This window comes from Pantoea rodasii (assembly GCF_002095465.1).
Classification (GTDB): domain Bacteria; phylum Pseudomonadota; class Gammaproteobacteria; order Enterobacterales; family Enterobacteriaceae; genus Pantoea; species Pantoea rodasii.
Genome location: NZ_MLFP01000004.1, coordinates 112,167 through 130,259 on the forward strand (window position 1 = coordinate 112,167; position 18,093 = coordinate 130,259).

An 18,093-nucleotide genomic window follows, 5' to 3' on the forward strand; every position below is an offset into this window, starting at 1 on the left:
GATGGCGCGTCGGATTCATCATCGCCTAAACGAAATGCCGCCCATTTGGGCGGCATTTTTGTTTAATGCGATTTGCCCTGCGAAATCCCCACGCCAGTTTGTGAACGAATAAACTGACCGCGGAATTTAGCCCGCTCTTCAGCACCCTGTCTGGAGTGATCGGTAATCGAGAACAGCCAGGTGCCGATAAACGCCGCCGCCATTGAGAACAGTGCCGGATACTCATACGGATAAACCGGTTTGGCGTGCCCCAAAACCTGCACCCAAATGGTCGGCCCGAGAATCATCAGCACCACCGCCGTAATCAGCCCCAGCCAACCGCCTATCATCGCGCCGCGCGTGGTCAGTTTTGACCAGTACATCGAGAGCAAAATAATCGGGAAGTTACAGCTGGCCGCTATCGAGAATGCCAGACCGACCATAAAGGCGATGTTCTGTTTCTCAAACGCAATGCCCAGCACAATCGCCACCACGCCGAGGATCAGCACGGTAATCTTCGACACGCGCAGCTCATCACGCTCAGTCGCCTGGCCTTTGCGGATCACGCTGGCATACAGGTCATGCGATACCGCAGAAGCCCCGGCCAGCGTCAATCCGGCAACCACCGCCAGAATGGTGGCGAAAGCGACCGCCGAGATAAAGCCGAGGAACAAACTACCACCGACCGCATTCGCCAGATGCACCGCCGCCATGTTGGTGCCGCCAATCAGCACCCCCGAAGCATCTTTAAAGGCCGGATTCGCACCGACCAGCAAGATGGCACCAAAGCCGATGATAAAGGTGAGGAAGTAGAAGTAGCCCATAAAGCCAGTGGCCCAGAACACGCTCTTACGCGCTTCACGTGCATCCGCCACGGTAAAGAAGCGCATCAGGATGTGCGGTAAACCAGCGGTACCGAACATCAGTCCTAAGCCGAGCGACAGCGCCGATATCGGATCTTTCACCAGCCCGCCCGGTTGCATAATCGCCGCGCCTTTTGGATGGACTGCCATCGCTTCGGTAAACAGCGTATTGAAGCTAAAGCCGGTGGTTTTCATCACCATAATCGCCATAAAGCTGGCACCGAACAGCAGCAGCACGGCTTTGATGATCTGTACCCAGGTGGTGGCCAGCATGCCGCCAAACAGCACATACATCACCATCAAAATACCCACCAACACCACGGCGATATGGTAATCGAGACCAAACAGCAGCTGGATAAGTTTGCCCGCGCCAACCATCTGCGCGATCAGATACAGCGCCACCACCACCAGCGAGCCACAGGCCGACAGCGTACGAATCGGTTTCTGCTGCAGGCGATAAGAGGCCACATCGGCAAAGGTGTAGCGCCCGAGGTTACGCAAGCGCTCGGCAATCAAGAACAGAATCATTGGCCAGCCGACCAGGAAGCCGAGCGAGTAGATCAGTCCGTCGTAGCCCGAGGTATAAACCAGCGCCGATATCCCGAGGAACGAGGCCGCAGACATAAAGTCACCGGCCATCGCCAGACCGTTCTGGAAGCCGGTAATGTTGCCGCCCGCCGTGTAGTAATCGTTACGTGAACGGGTGCGTTTGGAGGCCCAATAGGTGATGCCGAGTGTCGCTGCCACAAACACCACGAACATGATGATGGCTTCGTAGTTGGTGGCCTGTTTTTGCACCGCGCCGGTAATGGCGTCGGCGGCAAACACGCTGGCGGGCACAATGGCTAACAAAGCTGAGAACAGGCGCTTCATGATTTCACCTCGCTCAGGATCTGCTTGGTCAGGCGATCAAACTCGCCGTTAGCGCGCCACACATAAATGCCGGTGAGCAGGAACGACACCACAATTAAGCCAACGCCGATCGGTATTCCGCGTGTGACATTGGTGCCTGCATGCAGCGGCGTACCGAGCCAACCAGGGGCGAAGGCGATCAGCAAAATAAAGCCGACGTACAACACCAGCATGATGATACTGAGCAACAGCGCAAAGGACTGGCGCTTGTGCACCAACTCCTGAAAACGCGGGTTACTCTCGATTTGTTGCCAGACTGCTTCCTGTTGATTTAGGGTTTCGTTCATCACAGTTTCTCCAGAGGAAAGGCAGGCAGATATCTCACGGTTAAATGATTTAAACTGCTGAATATTCTAGTTATATATACCCTTCATACTTCAAGTTTCAGGTGCGTTGGCAGCGTATGCTCATCCCAGTCACTGACTTCAGTAAGCTGCTGGAATTCTCATTCTTGCCGCCTTCCTGCAACTCGAATTATTTTGGGTATAGGTTGTGCGATGGTGAAAAGCGTACGGCGTAAGGTGGGGATGACGGAGAGTAGCCTGCCGTGGACAGGCTGACACTCTCCGTCGCGTCGATGCCGATTACGGCATGGTGATGGACTGCTTCTCCTCCAGCAATTTCTCTACCACGCCCGGATCGGCCAGGGTAGAGGTATCGCCGAGATTACTGGTATCGCCCGCCGCGATTTTGCGCAGAATGCGGCGCATAATCTTGCCGGAGCGGGTTTTCGGCAGCGAGTCGGTCCAGTGCAGTACATCCGGTGTGGCAATGGGGCCGATCTCTTTACGTACCCAGTTACGCACTTCGGTATACAGCTCTGGCGATGGCTCTTCGCCGTGGTTCAGCGTGATATAAGCATAGATCGCCTGGCCTTTAATGCTGTGAGGAATGCCCACAACCGCCGCTTCCGCAATCTTCGGATGCGACACCAGCGCCGATTCAATCTCTGCGGTGCCGAGACGGTGACCGGAGACGTTCAGTACGTCATCGACGCGGCCAGTGATCCAGTAATAACCATCTTCATCACGACGTGCGCCGTCACCGCTGAAATAGCGGTTTTTGAAGGTGGAGAAGTAGGTTTGTTCGAAGCGGTCGTGATCGCCATACAGCGTGCGCGCCTGGCCTGGCCACGAATCGTTGATCACCAGATTGCCTTCGGTTGCGCCTTCCAGCGCGTTGCCTTCGTTATCCACCAGTGCAGGCTGCACGCCAAAGAACGGCTTGGTGGCCGAACCGGCTTTCAGCTCGATTGCGCCTGGCAGCGGGGTAATCATGAAGCCACCGGTTTCGGTCTGCCACCAGGTATCAACAATCGGACAGCGGCTGTCGCCGATCTTCTTGTAATACCACTCCCAGGCTTCCGGGTTGATCGGCTCGCCGACGGAACCCATGATGCGCAGGCTGCTGCGGCTGGTGCCTTCAATCGCTTTATCGCCTTCGGCCATCAAGGCACGAATCGCGGTCGGCGCGGTGTACAGCAGCGTCACCTTGTGTTTATCCACCACTTCGGCCATGCGGCTCGGCTTCGGCCAGTTCGGCACGCCTTCAAACATCAGGGTGGTTGCGCCACAGGCCAGCGGACCGTAAATCAGGTAGCTGTGGCCGGTGATCCAGCCCACATCGGCGGTGCACCAGTAAACATCATCTGGATGGTAATCAAACACATATTTGAAGGTGCTGGCGGCATACACCAGATAACCGCCGGTGGTGTGCAGCACGCCTTTAGGTTTGCCGGTGGAACCGGAGGTATAAAGGATAAACAGCGGGTGCTCAGCTTCAACCGCCACCGGTTCATGCTGATCGCTGGCCTTGGCTACCAGTTCGTTCCACCACAGATCGCGACCTTCGCGCCAGCCGGTGTCTTTACCGGTGCGCTTGAACACCACCACGTTTTTGACGCTGGTGACGCTCGGGTTATTCAGTGCGTCATCGACGTTTTTCTTCAGCGGGATGCTGCGTCCAGCGCGCACGCCTTCGTCTGCGGTGATCACCAGTTTGGCGTTGGAATCCACCACGCGACCGGCCACCGCTTCCGGTGAGAAGCCGCCGAAGATCACCGAGTGCACCGCACCGATACGCGCACAGGCCAGCATCGCCACGGCCGCTTCCGGCACCATCGGCATATAGATGGCGACCACATCGCCTTTCTTCACGCCGAGGCTCAGCAGCACATTGGCAAAGCGGCACACGTCGCCGTGCAATTCACGGAACGTAATGGTTTTGCTTTCGCTGGCGTCATCGCCTTCCCAGATAATCGCCGGGTGATCGCCACGCGTTTGCAAATGGCGGTCAAGGCAGTTGGCGGCGAGATTCAGCGCACCGTCTTCATACCAGCGAATCGAAATATTGCCGGGAGCAAAGGAGGTGTTTTTCACCTTGCTGTAGGGCTTGATCCAGTCGAGGATTTTACCTTGCTCACCCCAAAAGGCATCGGGATCGTCAACCGATTGTTGATACAGCGCCGCATACTGGTCGGCATTAATCAGGGCATTCGCTGCGACGGCAGCGGGTACAGGATGCTTATGTATTTGGCTCATGGCTGACCTCCTTGAAGATGTTAATCATATGTCAATCAAAGGTTAATTGAAGAGCTCGACAAAGCTTTGTTTCTATTTTGCTGTCTGGATCACGACCTTTTGTATGCCTGAAAAGCACCCGAATTCATACTGTTCATCTCTGAAACAAATGAGACCCCGTCTGTTGCTTTTCGCGAAATCAGACGTTGTCGCTGGTTAAATAATCAGCAAACGCGCCGGGAGGTTTTTTGCGCGATAGTGAATAGCTATGCGGAAAATTATCGAATTAACACTTTTCATAACAGCGAGTTATGACTAAAAGTAAATGTCAGCATTTTATGCTACTCACCTGCGCAGGATTTAAGCTAAGTCCCCAGGGGTTGCAATTACCGTAGTGAAAATGGTACTTATCTCGGCCCTGTTCAGCAGGTATCCACTCAGGCTGCATCATCGCGCAAGCGCAAAATGCTCATGCAGTAGTGTTTGTTGCAGTCCTATATAACCCTCTATTTTATCGGGCTTTTGCTCACTTCCCTGTGCGTCATGTCTTCTGCACCTTCGCAGAGGAGCAAAGGGGTTTTTACTGAGGAAAGTAACGCGTTATGAAAGGTTTTAAACTCACCCTTGCCTGGCAAATTTTGATTGCCTTGATTCTCGGCGTCATCGTCGGAACCGTGCTGCATAATCAGCCAGACGATCGTGAATGGTTAATCACTAACCTTCTCACGCCTGCAGGCGACATCTTTATTCATCTGATCAAGATGATTGTGGTGCCGATTGTGATTTCATCTCTGATTGTCGGGATTGCTGGCGTCGGCGATGCGAAAAAGCTCGGACGTATTGGTGTCAAAACCATCGTCTATTTTGAAGTGATCACCACCATTGCCATTGTGGTCGGCATCACGCTGGCCAACGTATTCCAACCCGGTAGCGGCATTGATATGTCAACGCTGGTAACGGTGGACATCTCTAAGTACGAAGCGACAACGGAAGCGGTTCAAGGTGCCCCTCACGGCCTGGTCACCACCATTCTGTCGTTGATTCCGCAGAACATTTTCGCCTCGTTGGTGAAGGGCGATATGCTGCCAATCATCTTCTTCTCGGTGCTGTTTGGTATGGGGCTGTCTGCCTTGCCTTCAGAACATCGCGATCCGTTGGTGACGGTGTTCCGTTCGATTTCTGAAACCATGTTTAAAGTGACGCACATGATCATGCGTTATGCGCCGATTGGCGTGTTTGCGCTGATTGCGGTCACTATCGCTAACTTTGGTTTTGCCTCACTCTATCCGCTGGCCAAGCTGGTGCTGCTGGTGTACGTGGCGATTCTGTTCTTTGCTTTCGTGGTGCTGGGAACGGTCGCACGCATCTGTAAATTGCGCATCACCACACTGATGCGCATTCTGAAAGATGAGCTGATTCTGGCGTATTCCACCTCCAGTTCAGAAACCGTGCTGCCACGCATCATGCAGAAGATGGAAGCCTACGGTGCGCCAAAAGCCATCACCAGCTTCGTGGTGCCAACCGGTTACTCGTTTAACCTTGATGGTTCAACGCTGTACCAGAGCATCGCGGCGATCTTTATCGCGCAGCTGTACGGCATCGATCTGTCGCTGACCGATGAAATCATTCTGGTACTGACGCTGATGGTGACCTCAAAAGGTATCGCTGGCGTGCCGGGCGTGTCCTTCGTGGTGCTGCTGGCGACACTCGGTAGCGTGGGCATTCCACTGGAAGGCCTGGCGTTTATCGCCGGTGTGGACCGCATCATGGACATGGCGCGTACCGCATTGAACGTGATCGGTAATGCGCTGGCGGTGCTGGTGATTGCACGCTGGGAAAACCAGTTCGACACTAAACAAGCCGAAGCCTACGAGCTGCAACTGCGCACACAAAGTGCCAGTTAATACCAAGGGCCGCACCTCAATGGTGTAATGCACATTAATGCGTATTTAACTAAACCCGCCATCCGGCGGGTTTTTTTATGCCTGCCTCTGCAAAAAGTACAAAAACATGATGACCGAACAGGAATTAACAATTCAAAATGGTATATAGTTTTTGAATAATTTATTCTTACACAGGAGTGCGTGATGCAGATCGACCTCAGCCAGATGATCACCGAAGGCCGTAACCCGGCGAGCCAAAATATTGATGAGCTATCCACCGAAGCGATGCTGCGCGTCATTAATGATGAAGACAAAAAAGTGGCACTGGCGGTGGAAGCTATCGTGCCGCAGATCGCACAGGTGGTGGATGCGATTACCGCAGCCTTCAGCAAAGGCGGACGCCTCATCTATTGTGGGGCGGGCACGTCAGGCCGTCTCGGTATTCTTGATGCCAGCGAGTGCCCGCCGACCTTCGGCACGCCGCGCTCGCAGGTGGTGGGATTAATTGCTGGCGGCCACACCGCGATTTGCAGGCGGTGGAGAATGCGGAAGACAACGTCGAGCAGGGCGCACAGGATTTAAAGGACATCGATTTCAACGCCAATGACGTGCTGGTGGGCATTGCCGCCAGCGGTCGTACGCCCTATGTGTTGGGCGCATTAGCCTATGCGAAACAGCTGGGCGCGTTCAGCGCGGCGCTCACCTGCAATCCCAACAGCCCGATGTCGCAGGCCGCCGATGTGGCGCTCACGCCAGTGGTGGGGCCAGAAGTGGTTACCGGTTCCTCGCGCATGAAAGCGGGCACGGCACAAAAGCTGGTGCTCAATATGCTCACCACCGGCGCGATGATCCGCAGTGGCAAGGTGTACGGCAATCTGATGGTGGATGTCGAAGCCACCAACCAAAAGCTGGTGCAGCGCCAAATCAATATCGTGAAACAAGCCACCGACTGCGATGACGATACCGCGCAGCAGGCGCTAAACGCCTGTCAGGGCCACTGCAAAACCGCGATTGTAATGGTGTTAGCAGGACTGGATGCCACCGAGGCCAAAACGCTGCTGAAGCAAAACAGCGGCTTTATCCGCAACGCGTTGCGTGATGCAGGAGCACAATAATGGCCGCCATTACCGAAGGATTACTGCGCGATATCCTGCAAGCGGTAGGTGGCGCGCGCAATATCGTGCAGTGCGGCAACTGCATGACGCGTCTGCGCCTGACGCTGGCGGATGCGGCCCAGGTGGATCACGCCAGGTTGAAAGCGTTGCCCGGTGTGCTGGGGGTAATTGATAGCGATGCGCAGCTACAAATTGTCCTCGGCCCCGGCAAAGCGCAAACCGCGGCAGAGAAAATGCAGGCGTTACTGGATAGCGATGAAACGGACACGCCGCAGGATTTGAGCAGTATTGCCTCGGCACAAAAGCAGCAGATGAAAGCCAAACAGACCAGCGCGCTGCACCGCTTCCTTTCCTGCTTCGCCACCATCTTCACGCCACTGATCCCCGGTTTTATCGGTGCAGGCTTACTGCTGGGATTCGCCACGCTGATTGAGCAGATTTTCCACCTCAACCAGCCCGGCGAGCATGCGCAGTGGTTGCTGGATACCGTGGCCTACATGAAAGTGTTCGGCAAAGGGCTGTTCACCTTCCTCAGTATTCTCATTGGTTACAACGCGCAAAAAGCCTTTGGCGGCACCGGCGTGAATGGTGCCATTATCGCCTCACTGTTTGTGCTCGGTTATATGCCAAAAGCCACGGTGGGCTATTACAGCGGGATGTCAGATTTCTTTGGCATGGCGATTGATCCGCGCGGCAATATCATCGGCGTATTATTGGCGGCGATATTCGGTGCGTGGATCGAGAAACAACTGCGCAAAATCATCCCCGATAATCTCGACATGATTTTGACATCATTACTCACGTTATTAATCACCGGTGCGGTCACCTTTATCGTGATTATGCCAATTGGCGGTGAGTTATTTAAAGGCATGTCGTGGTTGTTTATTCATCTCAATAACAATCCGTTTGGCTGCGCCATTCTGGCCGGGCTGTTTTTGATTGCGGTGATGTTCGGCATTCATCAGGGCTTTATTCCGGTCTATTTTGCGCTGATGGAAACCCAGGGCTTCAATTCGCTATTCCCGATTCTGGCGATGGCGGGAGCCGGTCAGGTGGGCGCGTCATTGGCGCTGTGGTGCAAGGCCGATAAACACTCGCTGCTGCGTAGCCAGATCAAAGGGGCCATTGTGCCGGGTCTGTTAGGCGTAGGCGAACCGCTGATTTATGGCGTGACCTTGCCGCGTCTCAAGCCGTTTATTACCGCCTGTTTTGGCGGTGCGCTGGGCGGGTTTTTCATTGGTTTGGTAGCCTGGCTGGGATTGCCGGTGGGGATGAATACCGTGTTTGGCCCGTCGGGACTGGTCACGCTCCCGTTGATGACATCATCACAAGGCATTTTTGCCGGTATGGCGGTGTACCTCGCAGGATTAATTGTTGCGTGGATCGGCGGTTTCGCTTTCACCTGGTGGGGCGGAACCAAAGGCGTGGATTTGAGTTAGTGAAGGCTGAGAGCGCACGGTGATTTGCCCAAGGGCGGCCAATAGGCCGCCTTTTCAGTCGCGTACCCAAGGGTTTAATTTGTGATGCGAGTCACATTTTAGCGTTTAACCGTATCGCTTAGCCTGGTGCTAACGCTTCCCTCAACGCGGTACCATTCGTAAATAAAACGATAAGGAAAAATAAAGAAATTATTAGCACCTTAGCATGCTAATTATTGGGAAAGGCTGGTCTTAATCTTTCCTGATAATCTTGCCCGCCTCGGCAATTATTTCTTCAATATGACAAAGGGTTAAACATAATTGTCTTTTGCTTCCAATGGCAAAAAAGTCTATACCTAAAGCCAATTAATCTATAAAAACAGTTTCTACTCTCCCTATTCGCTACACCCTATTTTCTTCACACAGTGGTTCTCAGAAATTAATTGCTTATCGGGGTTGGTGTTATTCCTGCCGCTGTATCCCCTCGCGATGAATTTAACGTTGTTGCAATAACAGCGTGGACGCTGCTCGCCCACGGGAGGAAGTATGAAGTTCACATTAAATCCGATTGCGTTCGGAATATTAGCTGCGCAAGCGCTGTTCTATCCGGCAATAAGTGCGCAAGCCATTACATTGGGAAGTTATTCACCGCTGGTTAATGACAACCTCTTTGGCGAGCAGAGTATTAACGTCAACGGCAGCAATGAAGCGCTAACGGGCAATCCTGATTTCGCACCGGGAACGGATGGATCGGTGAGTTCGAGCCTGGGCCAGGTGAATATCACTTCGGGTGCGCAGTTTCTGAATCAAACGCGACTCGATCCCGGTCCGCAAAATTTTGCCATTGCCGTGCCGGATCCCACTACCGGCGGCAACACCACGTTCCAGGTGTATAACTCTGCCAGCCTGGTGGCGCAAACGCCGGTGACGTCTGACACCGCGGTGCCGGATGTGGTCAATGTGAATGGCGATCAATACATCAATGTGCGCATCGCCGATGTCTCGAATGGTGGCACGCTCGATGTGAATATTGGGCAAGCGAACGCCGCCAGTAGCGCCAGCACCAACAGCTGGAGTATGGCAGCCAAGCAGACCACGCTGTTCCAGGTAGGCAGCGGCAGCACGCTGGACTGGAATTCCAACAATCGCATCAGCTTCTTTGGCACTGCCGCCACACCGGATGGTGCAGGCGCCACGCAAACCTTTCAGGTACAAAATCTCGCCACCTACAGCGGCAGCGTAAATGTGCAAACGCTGGATGGCGTCTCTCATACCTTCAGCGTGACCAGCGCCAGCGAACTGCAGACCTACAACAACTGGCTGATTAGCCAGCTGCAAGCGGGCAATCTGGACAAAGCCAATTACCTCACCGAGTTCAATAAAGCGGTCACCGTCACCAATGGCAATATCGTGTATGACGTCAGCGCCACACCGCCGGATGAAGTCACAGAGTCGATTGGTAACCGCATCGTGGTCAATGCCGATGGCCCTAACGCTCGTGTCAATCTGGCTGCGGGCAAAACGCTGGAAGTGGTGGGATCGACGGGCGGGGCAATTAAAGCTTCCAACGGCGCGCAGGCGGTGATTGATGGTAAGCTTGCGAGCCGCGGTTCTGTCGCCAACAACGGCACTGCGCTGGTGCTCTCCGATAACAGCAGTGGCAGCACCAGCAGCACCGGCGTTATCAACGGCGGGTTCCTTAATCGCCAGGATGGCACCGGCATCGGCTCTACCGGCTATGGTGCAAACGGCGTGCTGGTGCAGAGCGGCAGTGCGTTCAATAACAACGGCATTGTCAATCTGGCGACTATCGGCAGTAACTCGCAGTATGGCGTGGCGGGGATTCGACTGGAAGATGACGCTATGTCCAGCAACAGCGGCAACATCAACGTCGGCGTCAATGGTTCAAGCGCGCGCGGCACCGCCTCTGGTGTACTGCTGACAGCACCGACTTCCACCTTTACCAATAATGCCGATGGGCAGATTTATATTGGTCGCGGTCCGCAAAACAGCCTGACCGACAGTGTGGCGGATACCGCGATGAATCAGAGCGGCCTCACCAGCGGGATTGCGCTGGTGGCCAACGGCTCTGCGACTAACAACGGTAATATCGTGATCGGCACTAAGGTGCAGAATGCGGCGGGCATGTCAGCAACGGGCGCCAGCGGCGTCACGATGCTCAATAACGGCACCATTGATGTCAATGGCGCTGCCGCCAGCGTGCCGCGTGAAAACGTCGGGATGTTGGTGACCAACAGCAGCGGCACCATCGACAACAGCGGTACCATTAATCTTAACGGCGTCAACGGTACGGGTGTGAAGGTGGTGGCGACTAATGGTAATACCGCTTCCGCCAGCTCAACGGGCACCATCAACGTTGCTGGCGGCGCCGATCCGGCCAGCGGCACGCGTAACTTCGGCGTGTGGGTGGAAGGCCAGGGAAATGGTCAGGCGAGCGCAGACGTTAATGGTCCGGTGAATCTGAGCGGCACGGGTGCGATAGGTGTACACGCGCGCGGCAATGCCACGGTGGAGGTGGCGGCCAACGCGATACCGACCTTCAGCAACGGCAGCAATCAGATCGCCTTCTTCGCCTACGGCCCCAATGCGCGGATTAACGTGGCCGGGAACAATCCCTTCAATGTCACCACCACCAACTCGACACTGTTCCGCGTTGAACAGGGTGCGGATTTTGATGGCACCGATCTTTCGCTCACCGCATCGGGCGCAGGTTCTGTGGCGGTGAACGGCAGCGGCACTGGCGGCACCGAAGTGAATACCCGCAACGCCACGCTCAACGTCAGTGGCGCGGGCGCGACGGGGGTGAATATTGAAGGCGGCGCAACGGGCAGCATCGACAACGACACCACCATCAACCTCACCGGCAACAACGCCATTGGCGCGATTGTCGATGGGCAGAAACATACGCTGGCGGGCAGCAACAGCGGCGCACCGGTGATCAGCACCACGCTGAGTTCGGCGGCGACGCTCAACTCGTCGCAAAGCGGGCTGATTGGCTATCTGGCGCGTAATCGCGCACAGCTCAATAACACCGGCGATATTACTTTCAGCGGCGCGAACGCCACCGGCATTCGCGTGGAGAGTGGTGCGACCGGAACCAACAGCGGCAACATTAATATCAACGATGGTGGCACTGGGATTGCGGTGAACAGCAGCGGCAGCACAGCCAACACCACGGCCAACAACAGTGGCAATATCAATGTCAATGGCGGCAGTACCACCCGCCGCAGCCGGGGAGTCAGCGCCAGCGGCAGTCGGGCAATCGCCAACCTCAACAGCGGAACCTTGAATCTTAACGGCACTGGCGCAATTGGCGCAGAGGCAATCAACGGCGCACGGGTGAATATCGCCACCGGCTCCACGCCGATATTTAATAACAGCGATCAGATTGCTTATCACGCGGCAGGCAGCGGCTCACGCATCATCTCGGCCGCCAACGCGCTGGACGTGAATACACTCAATTCAACCGGATACCGCATCGATGATGGCGCCGCACTGAGCTTCAGCAACCCGACGGCGCTGACCACCAGCGGCATCAACAGCACCGGCGTTATTGTCTCTGGCAACGGCAGCACGCTGAACACGGCTAACGCCAGCTTCACCGCCAGCGGTCAGGGCAGCACGGCGATTCGTACCGAAGGCGGCGCGGTGACCACGCTTGATAGCGGCAGCAGCATTAATGTGAGCGGCAATAGCGCTATCGGCGTGCTGGTCAATAATCTGCGCAGCGATCTCAGCAATGCGCTGGATGGCACGTCAGCAGCGACTATCGTCACCAGCAATGCCAACCTCAGCGGCGCAGGCACAAACGCCATCGGCTTTGATGTCACCAACGGCGCCACGCTGGTTAACAACGGAGCGGTGGATCTCACCGGCAGCAACACGATCGGCATTCGCTCACGCGCAGGCAGTACGCTGACCAACAACGGCACGGTGAATGTGGCGAACGGCACCGGGCTGGATGTGTCCGGCAGCGGCAGCACGCTGGCAAGAGGCGGCGCTATCAATGTGGATAACGGCGTGGCAGGCGTGCGTATCAGTAATGGCGCACAGCTGGCACTGACCGGCAGCGATACGGTGATCACCACGCGCGGCACGGCGCACGGCATCCTGGTCGATAACGGCGCGAGTGCGCTCAGCGCCAGCGATGCCACGGTGAATGTGCTGGGCAGCGGCAACGGCATCGAAAACCGCGCCGAACTCAGCAATGTGAGCCTGAACAATCTCACGATCAACGTGGCGAATGGCAACGGGATCCGCACTGCGGTGCCGTTTGATCCCGCCTCAACGGTAACAACCCATGTGACCGGCAGCGGCACCGGCCTGAACATCGCCAATGAAGATGGATCGACCACCAGCGGCGATTTAACGCTGGGCTCGGGCTATCAATTCAATGTCACCGGCGCGGGCGGCAGCGGTATTCGCGCCAACACCACCGGCAATGTCACCACCGCCGCAGATGTCACGATCGACAATCCGGCAGGTGGATCGGCCCTGATCTCCAGCACGGCGGGCACCATCGTCAACACCGGAACGTTCACCTCGAACAGCCTGATCGCGCCGGTGGTGGATTTGCGTGGGGGTAAAACCATCTTCGAAAACCTCGGCAACATCATCACCGCCAATCCGCAAACCGTGGCGGTGGCAGGCAGCAATGCCAATGATGAAATCCTGCTGACCGAAGGCGATGTACGCGGCGATATCAATCCCGGCGGCGGGGCGGATGTGTTCCGCTGGACGGGCGGTACGCTTAACGGCAGCCTGACGATGGGCAATGACGCTAACAACAGCGCGGAGGTCAGCAATGTGGATCTCGGCACCACCTATCACCTCACCAGCGGCAGCGGAACCGGTAACACCCTAACCTTTAACCAGATCGATTCGCGTGGCGGGAGCTTGAGCGCAGATGACCTTAACAAAGGGGTTAACCTCGGCAGCGGCTGGAGCACCATCAACTTTGCCGATACGCAATGGACGTTGACCGACAACCTCAAACTGGCGCACAGCACCATTAATGTGGATGCGGATTCCACGTTATACGCGGGCAACAATGTGCATCCGACGTTAGCAGGCGGCACGGCGGATTCACTGACGGTGAACAACGCCGGTCTTCTCGATCTGACCAACGGCGCGGGCTCGCCGGGCAACACGTTAAATATCGATGGTTCGCTGGCCTCCAGCGGCGGCCAACTCAATCTGATCACCGACCTTAACGAAGGCGGCGCGCTGAACAATCAGTTCACCGACCATCTCAACGTCACCGGCAATGCCACGGGCACCACGCTGGTGAACGTCAAACTGACCGACAGCAGCACCGGCGCGTTAACCGACCTCAACCGCAACGGCGGCATCGAGGGCAACGAGGGGATTTCGCTGGTACAGGTCGCGGGCAACGCCGGTCCCAACAGCTTTGCCCTTAAAGACGGCTATCTCGGCGCAGGGCCCTGGCAATACCGGCTCTACTCCTTCGCACCGGGCAGTACCGATCCTGGCCAGCGTTTGGTCAGTGGCAGTGGCAACAATTACTGGGATTACCGGCTGGCGAATTATTACGTTTGTGAAGATGGCGCCAGCTGCCCATCGACCTTTATCACCGATGCGTTTGGCAGCGGGAGAAGCTACGATGCGCGTCCCGCCGTGGTGCCGCAGGTGCCTTCCTATATCTCCGCACCGGTTGGCCTTGCCTATTACACCTCGGCGATTATCGACGATCTGCATAAGCGTCTCGGTGAACTGCGCCATGAGCAAACCCGGCCGGAAGGCGAGGGCGGCGAGATGTTCCTGCGCTACATCGGTTCCAACCTGAAATACAAAAGCGACCAGAGCTTCCGCGATTACGGTTACGACTTTGATCTGGATTACAGCGCGGTGCAGGTGGGCGGCAACGTTCTGCGTCTGGACGGGGACAAAGACAGCCTGCGCGGTGGCTTAGCTTACACGCGTGGTAACACGCGCATCCGTCCGGATGCCGCCGATGGTTACAGCAGCACCACCTTCGACAGCGATAGCCTGGCCTTTACGGCACCTGGCAGCGGCAGAACGGATTCTATCTGGATGGTGTGCTGTCGTTCGACTGGCATCGCGGTGAAACCGACATTGCACGGCAAAAGCAGGAGGCCAGGCTGAAAGGTCACGGCTGGACCGCCTCGCTGGAGAGCGGCTATCCGTTTGATCTCGGCGATGGTTATAAGCTGGAGCCGCAGGCGCAGCTGATGTACATGAAGCTGAACATGAACGACTTCACCGATGAAGACGGTAACAAGGTGCGTTACGGCGATTACAACCAGACCATTGGACGTTTGGGCGCACGTCTTGATCGCACCTGGACGGATGACAGCAATCGCCAATATACCCCTTACCTGCGCGCCAACTACTACAAAGGCTGGGGCGGCACGGCGGACACTAACATCTCTTCGGTGGAAAATCCTGCACTGAGCGCCACCTTCACCAGCGGGCACTTTGGGCAAATGTGGGAAGTGGGCGCAGGCGGCACCGCCACGCTGCAAAAGGATGTCTCACTGTATGCAGAGGCCGATTACCGCAGAGAGATCGGCAGCAACGGCGCTAAAGGCTGGCGCTATAACGTTGGCGTCAGGTGGCAGTTTTAAATGAGGGTATTTCATATACTCTAAATAAAATTTTATCGATCAATTTCTGCCATAAAAAACAGGGGTATTGTTCACCATGGCTTTAATTCAGGATAAAAATTAATTCTTAGTGCTAAAGCCTGCCTGCTCTGCTGCCGAAAAGGTAAAAAAGTGTAATTGATTTTTTCCTTTAGCCTGCATCTTGCAAGGACAACACACATGCGGAACAACCAGCCTATTACTCAACGTGAGTTCATCTTTGACGATGACGCCACGCTGATGTCGACCACCGATCTCAACAGCCACATCACCTATGCCAACGACGCTTTTATCGAGGTCAGCGGCTTTGAGCCGGAGGAGGTTAACGGTCAACCGCATAACATGGTGCGTCACCCGGATATGCCGCCGGAAGCTTTTGCCGACATGTGGGCCACGCTGAAACAGGGCGAACCCTGGACTGCGCTAGTAAAAAACCGTCGTAAGAATGGTGATCACTATTGGGTGCGGGCCAATGCGATTCCGGTGGTGCGTGAAGGCAAGGTGCAGGGTTACATGTCGGTACGCACCAAGCCTTCCACCGAAGAAATCCGCCAGACTGAAGCGCTGTATCGAGATTTCCGCGAAGGGCGGGCCAAAGGCCGCCGTTTTCATAAAGGGCTGCTGGTCGGCACCGGCTGGCGTCGTCTCGGATCACTGTTAAAAATCATGCCGCTGCGCTGGCGTATTCGCTCTACTTTACTGACCGTGCTGCCGCTCTCCGTTGTCGGCGTCTGGCTGCTGGGGATGGCACCGATGGCGCTGGGCGGATTTGCCGCAGGCATGGCAGGTTTGTTGCTGCTGGCGAGTCTGTGGCTGGAACAGCAAATCTCACGTCCGATGGAGCGTATCTGCCGTCAGGCATTGAGCGTCGCCACCGGTGCCAGCCATAAGGTGGAGCAGTTGGATCGCGTGGATGAGATCGGCATTACCCTGCGCGCCATCGGGCAACTTGGCCTGATGTTCCGCTGGCTGGTGGATGACGTCAGCGGCCAGGCAATCAATGTACTCAGCGCCAGCGGTGCCATTGCGCGCAGCAACGATGAGCTGAGCCGCCGCACCGAGCAGGCCGCGGCCAACGTGCAGCAAACCGCCGCCACCATGAATGAAATGACCGCGACGGTGAAAAGCAATACCGATACCGCTCATGAGGTGAACAAGCTGTCGGAGAACACCAGTCATGCGGCCCTGAAAGGCGGTGAAGTGATGCAGGAGATGGTGGGCATGATGGCGGAGATCGCCGACAGTTCGAAGCGCATCGCCAATATCACCAGCGTGATTGATGGCATCGCCTTCCAGACCAACATTCTGGCACTGAACGCAGCGGTGGAAGCCGCGCGCGCCGGAGAACAGGGCAAAGGGTTTGCCGTGGTAGCCGGTGAGGTGCGCAGCCTGGCACAGCGCAGTGCCAAAGCGGCCAGTGAAATCAAAAACCTAGTGGAAACCAGCGCCAGCCGCGTGCAGTCGGGCAGCGATCACGCCGATGCCGCCGGACGTACCATGCAGGAGATAGTTGATCAGGTGCAAAACGTCACGGCATTAATTGCCCAGATCAGTTCTGCCACCGCCGAGCAATCCATCGCGCTGAGCGAGGTCAGCACCGCAGTTGAAGACCTCGACGATATTACCCATCGCAATGCTGCCCGCGTGGCGGAAAGCGCCGAAGCTTCAGGGCGCATGGCGCATCAGGCCAATCGCCTGGTGGAAGCGATCAGCGTATTCCGTTAGAGGATTTCTCGTGCCGCCCGCAACGCGCCGGGCGGCGTGCCGACAATCCGTTTAAACGCCCGGCTAAAGGCGGCCAGCGAACCGTAACCAAGGTGGAAGGCGACGCTTTCTACTGCTTCACCCTCATTGACGATACGTTCTACCGCCAGTCGCATGCGCAATTCGGTGAGGTAGCGCAGCGGCGTCATGCCGGTGGCCGTTTGAAAACGGGCGGCAAACACCGATCGTGAACTGCCTGATTCGCGTGCCAGACGTTCTACCGTCCAGTTTTCTCCCGGGGCACGATGCATCGCCGCCATCGCCTGGCTAAGGCGTGGATCGCGCAGCGCCTGCACCAACCCACTGCCTTTGCCGCAGCCGTTCTCCACCCAGCCGCGCACAATCTGCGCCGCCACCACATCCGCCAGTCGGGAGAGAATCCCGGCGAAACCGGCTTTGCGGTCGCGGGTTTCGCGCTCCATCGCATCGAGAATCGGTTGGATTTCCGGGTATTGTGCCAGCAGGGTGCTCACCAGCATCACGTCCGGCATGGTGTGCACCAGCGGTTGCATGCCGCCGAGTTCGAAGGCCATGCAGGCGCTGAATAGGATCACATCGCTGTCGTCCGGGCAATCTTCGTTGCTGTCACCAATGGCGCAGACGCTGCCGCAGATTGGCTTGCTGTTGAAGGTGCCGATCGGTTCGCAGATAGCATCTTCGCTGGAGATCAGCGCGTGTGCTTTCCCGTGCGGGATCAATAGCGCATCGCCCGCTTGCAGTGGGTAGATCACCCCGGAAGCGGAGCGGATCAGCAGCGATCCGCGGCCGACAAAGTGCAACTGTGCTCTGCCTGGCGCGTCATCGTATTGCAAACCAAAAGGGGTATGTAAGGCGATACGCTGATATTTCACGCCATACAGGCGCATGCCCATCAGCAGTTCACTGGTCAGATCTTCATAGCGGCTCATACGAATCCAGACGAATAATCAAAAAACAAAGTTTTTGTATCATAGATCGTCTTGCATTGTCTCACTATGCTTACAACCTGAATTT

9 protein-coding genes and 1 pseudogene are annotated in these 18,093 nt (G+C 56.2%); 6 read left to right on the top strand and 4 right to left on the bottom strand.

The window, feature by feature from the left end; genetic code table 11:
• Positions 1–62: 62 nt before the first annotated feature.
• From HA45_RS07020 to acs, 3 genes are all read right to left on the bottom strand, one after another.
• Positions 63–1,715: a cation acetate symporter gene (locus tag HA45_RS07020; RefSeq protein ID WP_100704311.1), complete on the bottom strand. Its 1,653-nt coding sequence runs from the start codon at positions 1,713–1,715 to the stop codon at positions 63–65.
• Positions 1,712–2,041 (bottom strand): DUF485 domain-containing protein, encoded by a 330-nt coding sequence (locus HA45_RS07025; RefSeq protein WP_100704312.1) that lies wholly within the window; start codon positions 2,039–2,041, stop codon positions 1,712–1,714. Before HA45_RS07025 ends, HA45_RS07020 begins: the two co-directional genes overlap by 4 nt.
• A 297-nt stretch (positions 2,042–2,338) precedes the next feature.
• Complete coding sequence (acs, locus tag HA45_RS07030; RefSeq protein ID WP_100704313.1) at positions 2,339–4,294, bottom strand: acetate--CoA ligase; 1,956 nt, start codon at positions 4,292–4,294, stop codon at positions 2,339–2,341.
• 581 nt (positions 4,295–4,875) lie between these two features.
• On the opposite strand from acs, the gene gltP reads away from it, so the two are divergent.
• The 6 genes and pseudogenes from gltP to HA45_RS07055 all read left to right on the top strand — a co-directional run bounded on the left by gltP (position 4,876) and on the right by HA45_RS07055 (position 17,061).
• On the top strand, positions 4,876–6,177 hold the full coding sequence (gene gltP / locus HA45_RS07035; RefSeq protein WP_100704314.1) for a glutamate/aspartate:proton symporter GltP: 1,302 nt from the start codon (positions 4,876–4,878) through the stop codon (positions 6,175–6,177).
• 183 nt (positions 6,178–6,360) lie between these two features.
• A pseudogene (murQ, locus tag HA45_RS07040) lies at positions 6,361–7,271 on the top strand (N-acetylmuramic acid 6-phosphate etherase).
• Positions 7,271–8,710, top strand: coding sequence for a PTS N-acetylmuramic acid transporter subunit IIBC (murP, locus tag HA45_RS07045; RefSeq protein WP_100704316.1), 1,440 nt, complete (start codon positions 7,271–7,273; stop codon positions 8,708–8,710). The pseudogene murQ and the gene murP overlap by 1 nt, the downstream one beginning before the upstream one ends.
• A gap of 525 nt (positions 8,711–9,235) precedes the next feature.
• Positions 9,236–14,836: an autotransporter outer membrane beta-barrel domain-containing protein gene (locus tag HA45_RS07050; protein WP_244563416.1), complete on the top strand. Its 5,601-nt coding sequence runs from the start codon at positions 9,236–9,238 to the stop codon at positions 14,834–14,836.
• The gene (locus HA45_RS28025; protein WP_244563417.1) at positions 14,770–15,318 is read left to right on the top strand and encodes an autotransporter outer membrane beta-barrel domain-containing protein; all 549 of its coding nucleotides are present in this window, start codon (positions 14,770–14,772) and stop codon (positions 15,316–15,318) included. The genes HA45_RS07050 and HA45_RS28025 overlap by 67 nt, the downstream gene beginning before the upstream one ends.
• A 198-nt stretch (positions 15,319–15,516) precedes the next feature.
• On the top strand, positions 15,517–17,061 hold the full coding sequence (locus HA45_RS07055) for a methyl-accepting chemotaxis protein (protein ID WP_100704318.1): 1,545 nt from the start codon (positions 15,517–15,519) through the stop codon (positions 17,059–17,061).
• On the opposite strand, the gene HA45_RS07060 is transcribed toward HA45_RS07055, so the two are convergent.
• Positions 17,058–18,008, bottom strand: coding sequence for an AraC family transcriptional regulator (locus tag HA45_RS07060; RefSeq protein ID WP_100704319.1), 951 nt, complete (start codon positions 18,006–18,008; stop codon positions 17,058–17,060). The genes HA45_RS07055 and HA45_RS07060 overlap by 4 nt on opposite strands.
• Between the last annotated feature and the right edge of the window lie 85 nt (positions 18,009–18,093).

What these genes read in the sequence shown, in the direction of transcription:
- HA45_RS07020 (WP_100704311.1), bottom strand. Translation starts at nt 1,715, where the DNA reads ATGAAGCGCCTGTTCTCAGCTTTGTTAGCCATTGTGCCCGCCAGCGTG.
- HA45_RS07025 (WP_100704312.1), bottom strand. Translation starts at nt 2,041, where the DNA reads ATGAACGAAACCCTAAATCAACAGGAAGCAGTCTGGCAACAAATCGAG.
- HA45_RS07055 (WP_100704318.1), top strand. Translation starts at nt 15,517, where the DNA reads ATGCGGAACAACCAGCCTATTACTCAACGTGAGTTCATCTTTGACGAT.
- gltP (WP_100704314.1), top strand. Translation starts at nt 4,876, where the DNA reads ATGAAAGGTTTTAAACTCACCCTTGCCTGGCAAATTTTGATTGCCTTG.
- acs (WP_100704313.1), bottom strand. Translation starts at nt 4,294, where the DNA reads ATGAGCCAAATACATAAGCATCCTGTACCCGCTGCCGTCGCAGCGAAT.
- murP (WP_100704316.1), top strand. Translation starts at nt 7,271, where the DNA reads ATGGCCGCCATTACCGAAGGATTACTGCGCGATATCCTGCAAGCGGTA.
- HA45_RS07060 (WP_100704319.1), bottom strand. Translation starts at nt 18,008, where the DNA reads ATGAGCCGCTATGAAGATCTGACCAGTGAACTGCTGATGGGCATGCGC.
- HA45_RS07050 (WP_244563416.1), top strand. Translation starts at nt 9,236, where the DNA reads ATGAAGTTCACATTAAATCCGATTGCGTTCGGAATATTAGCTGCGCAA.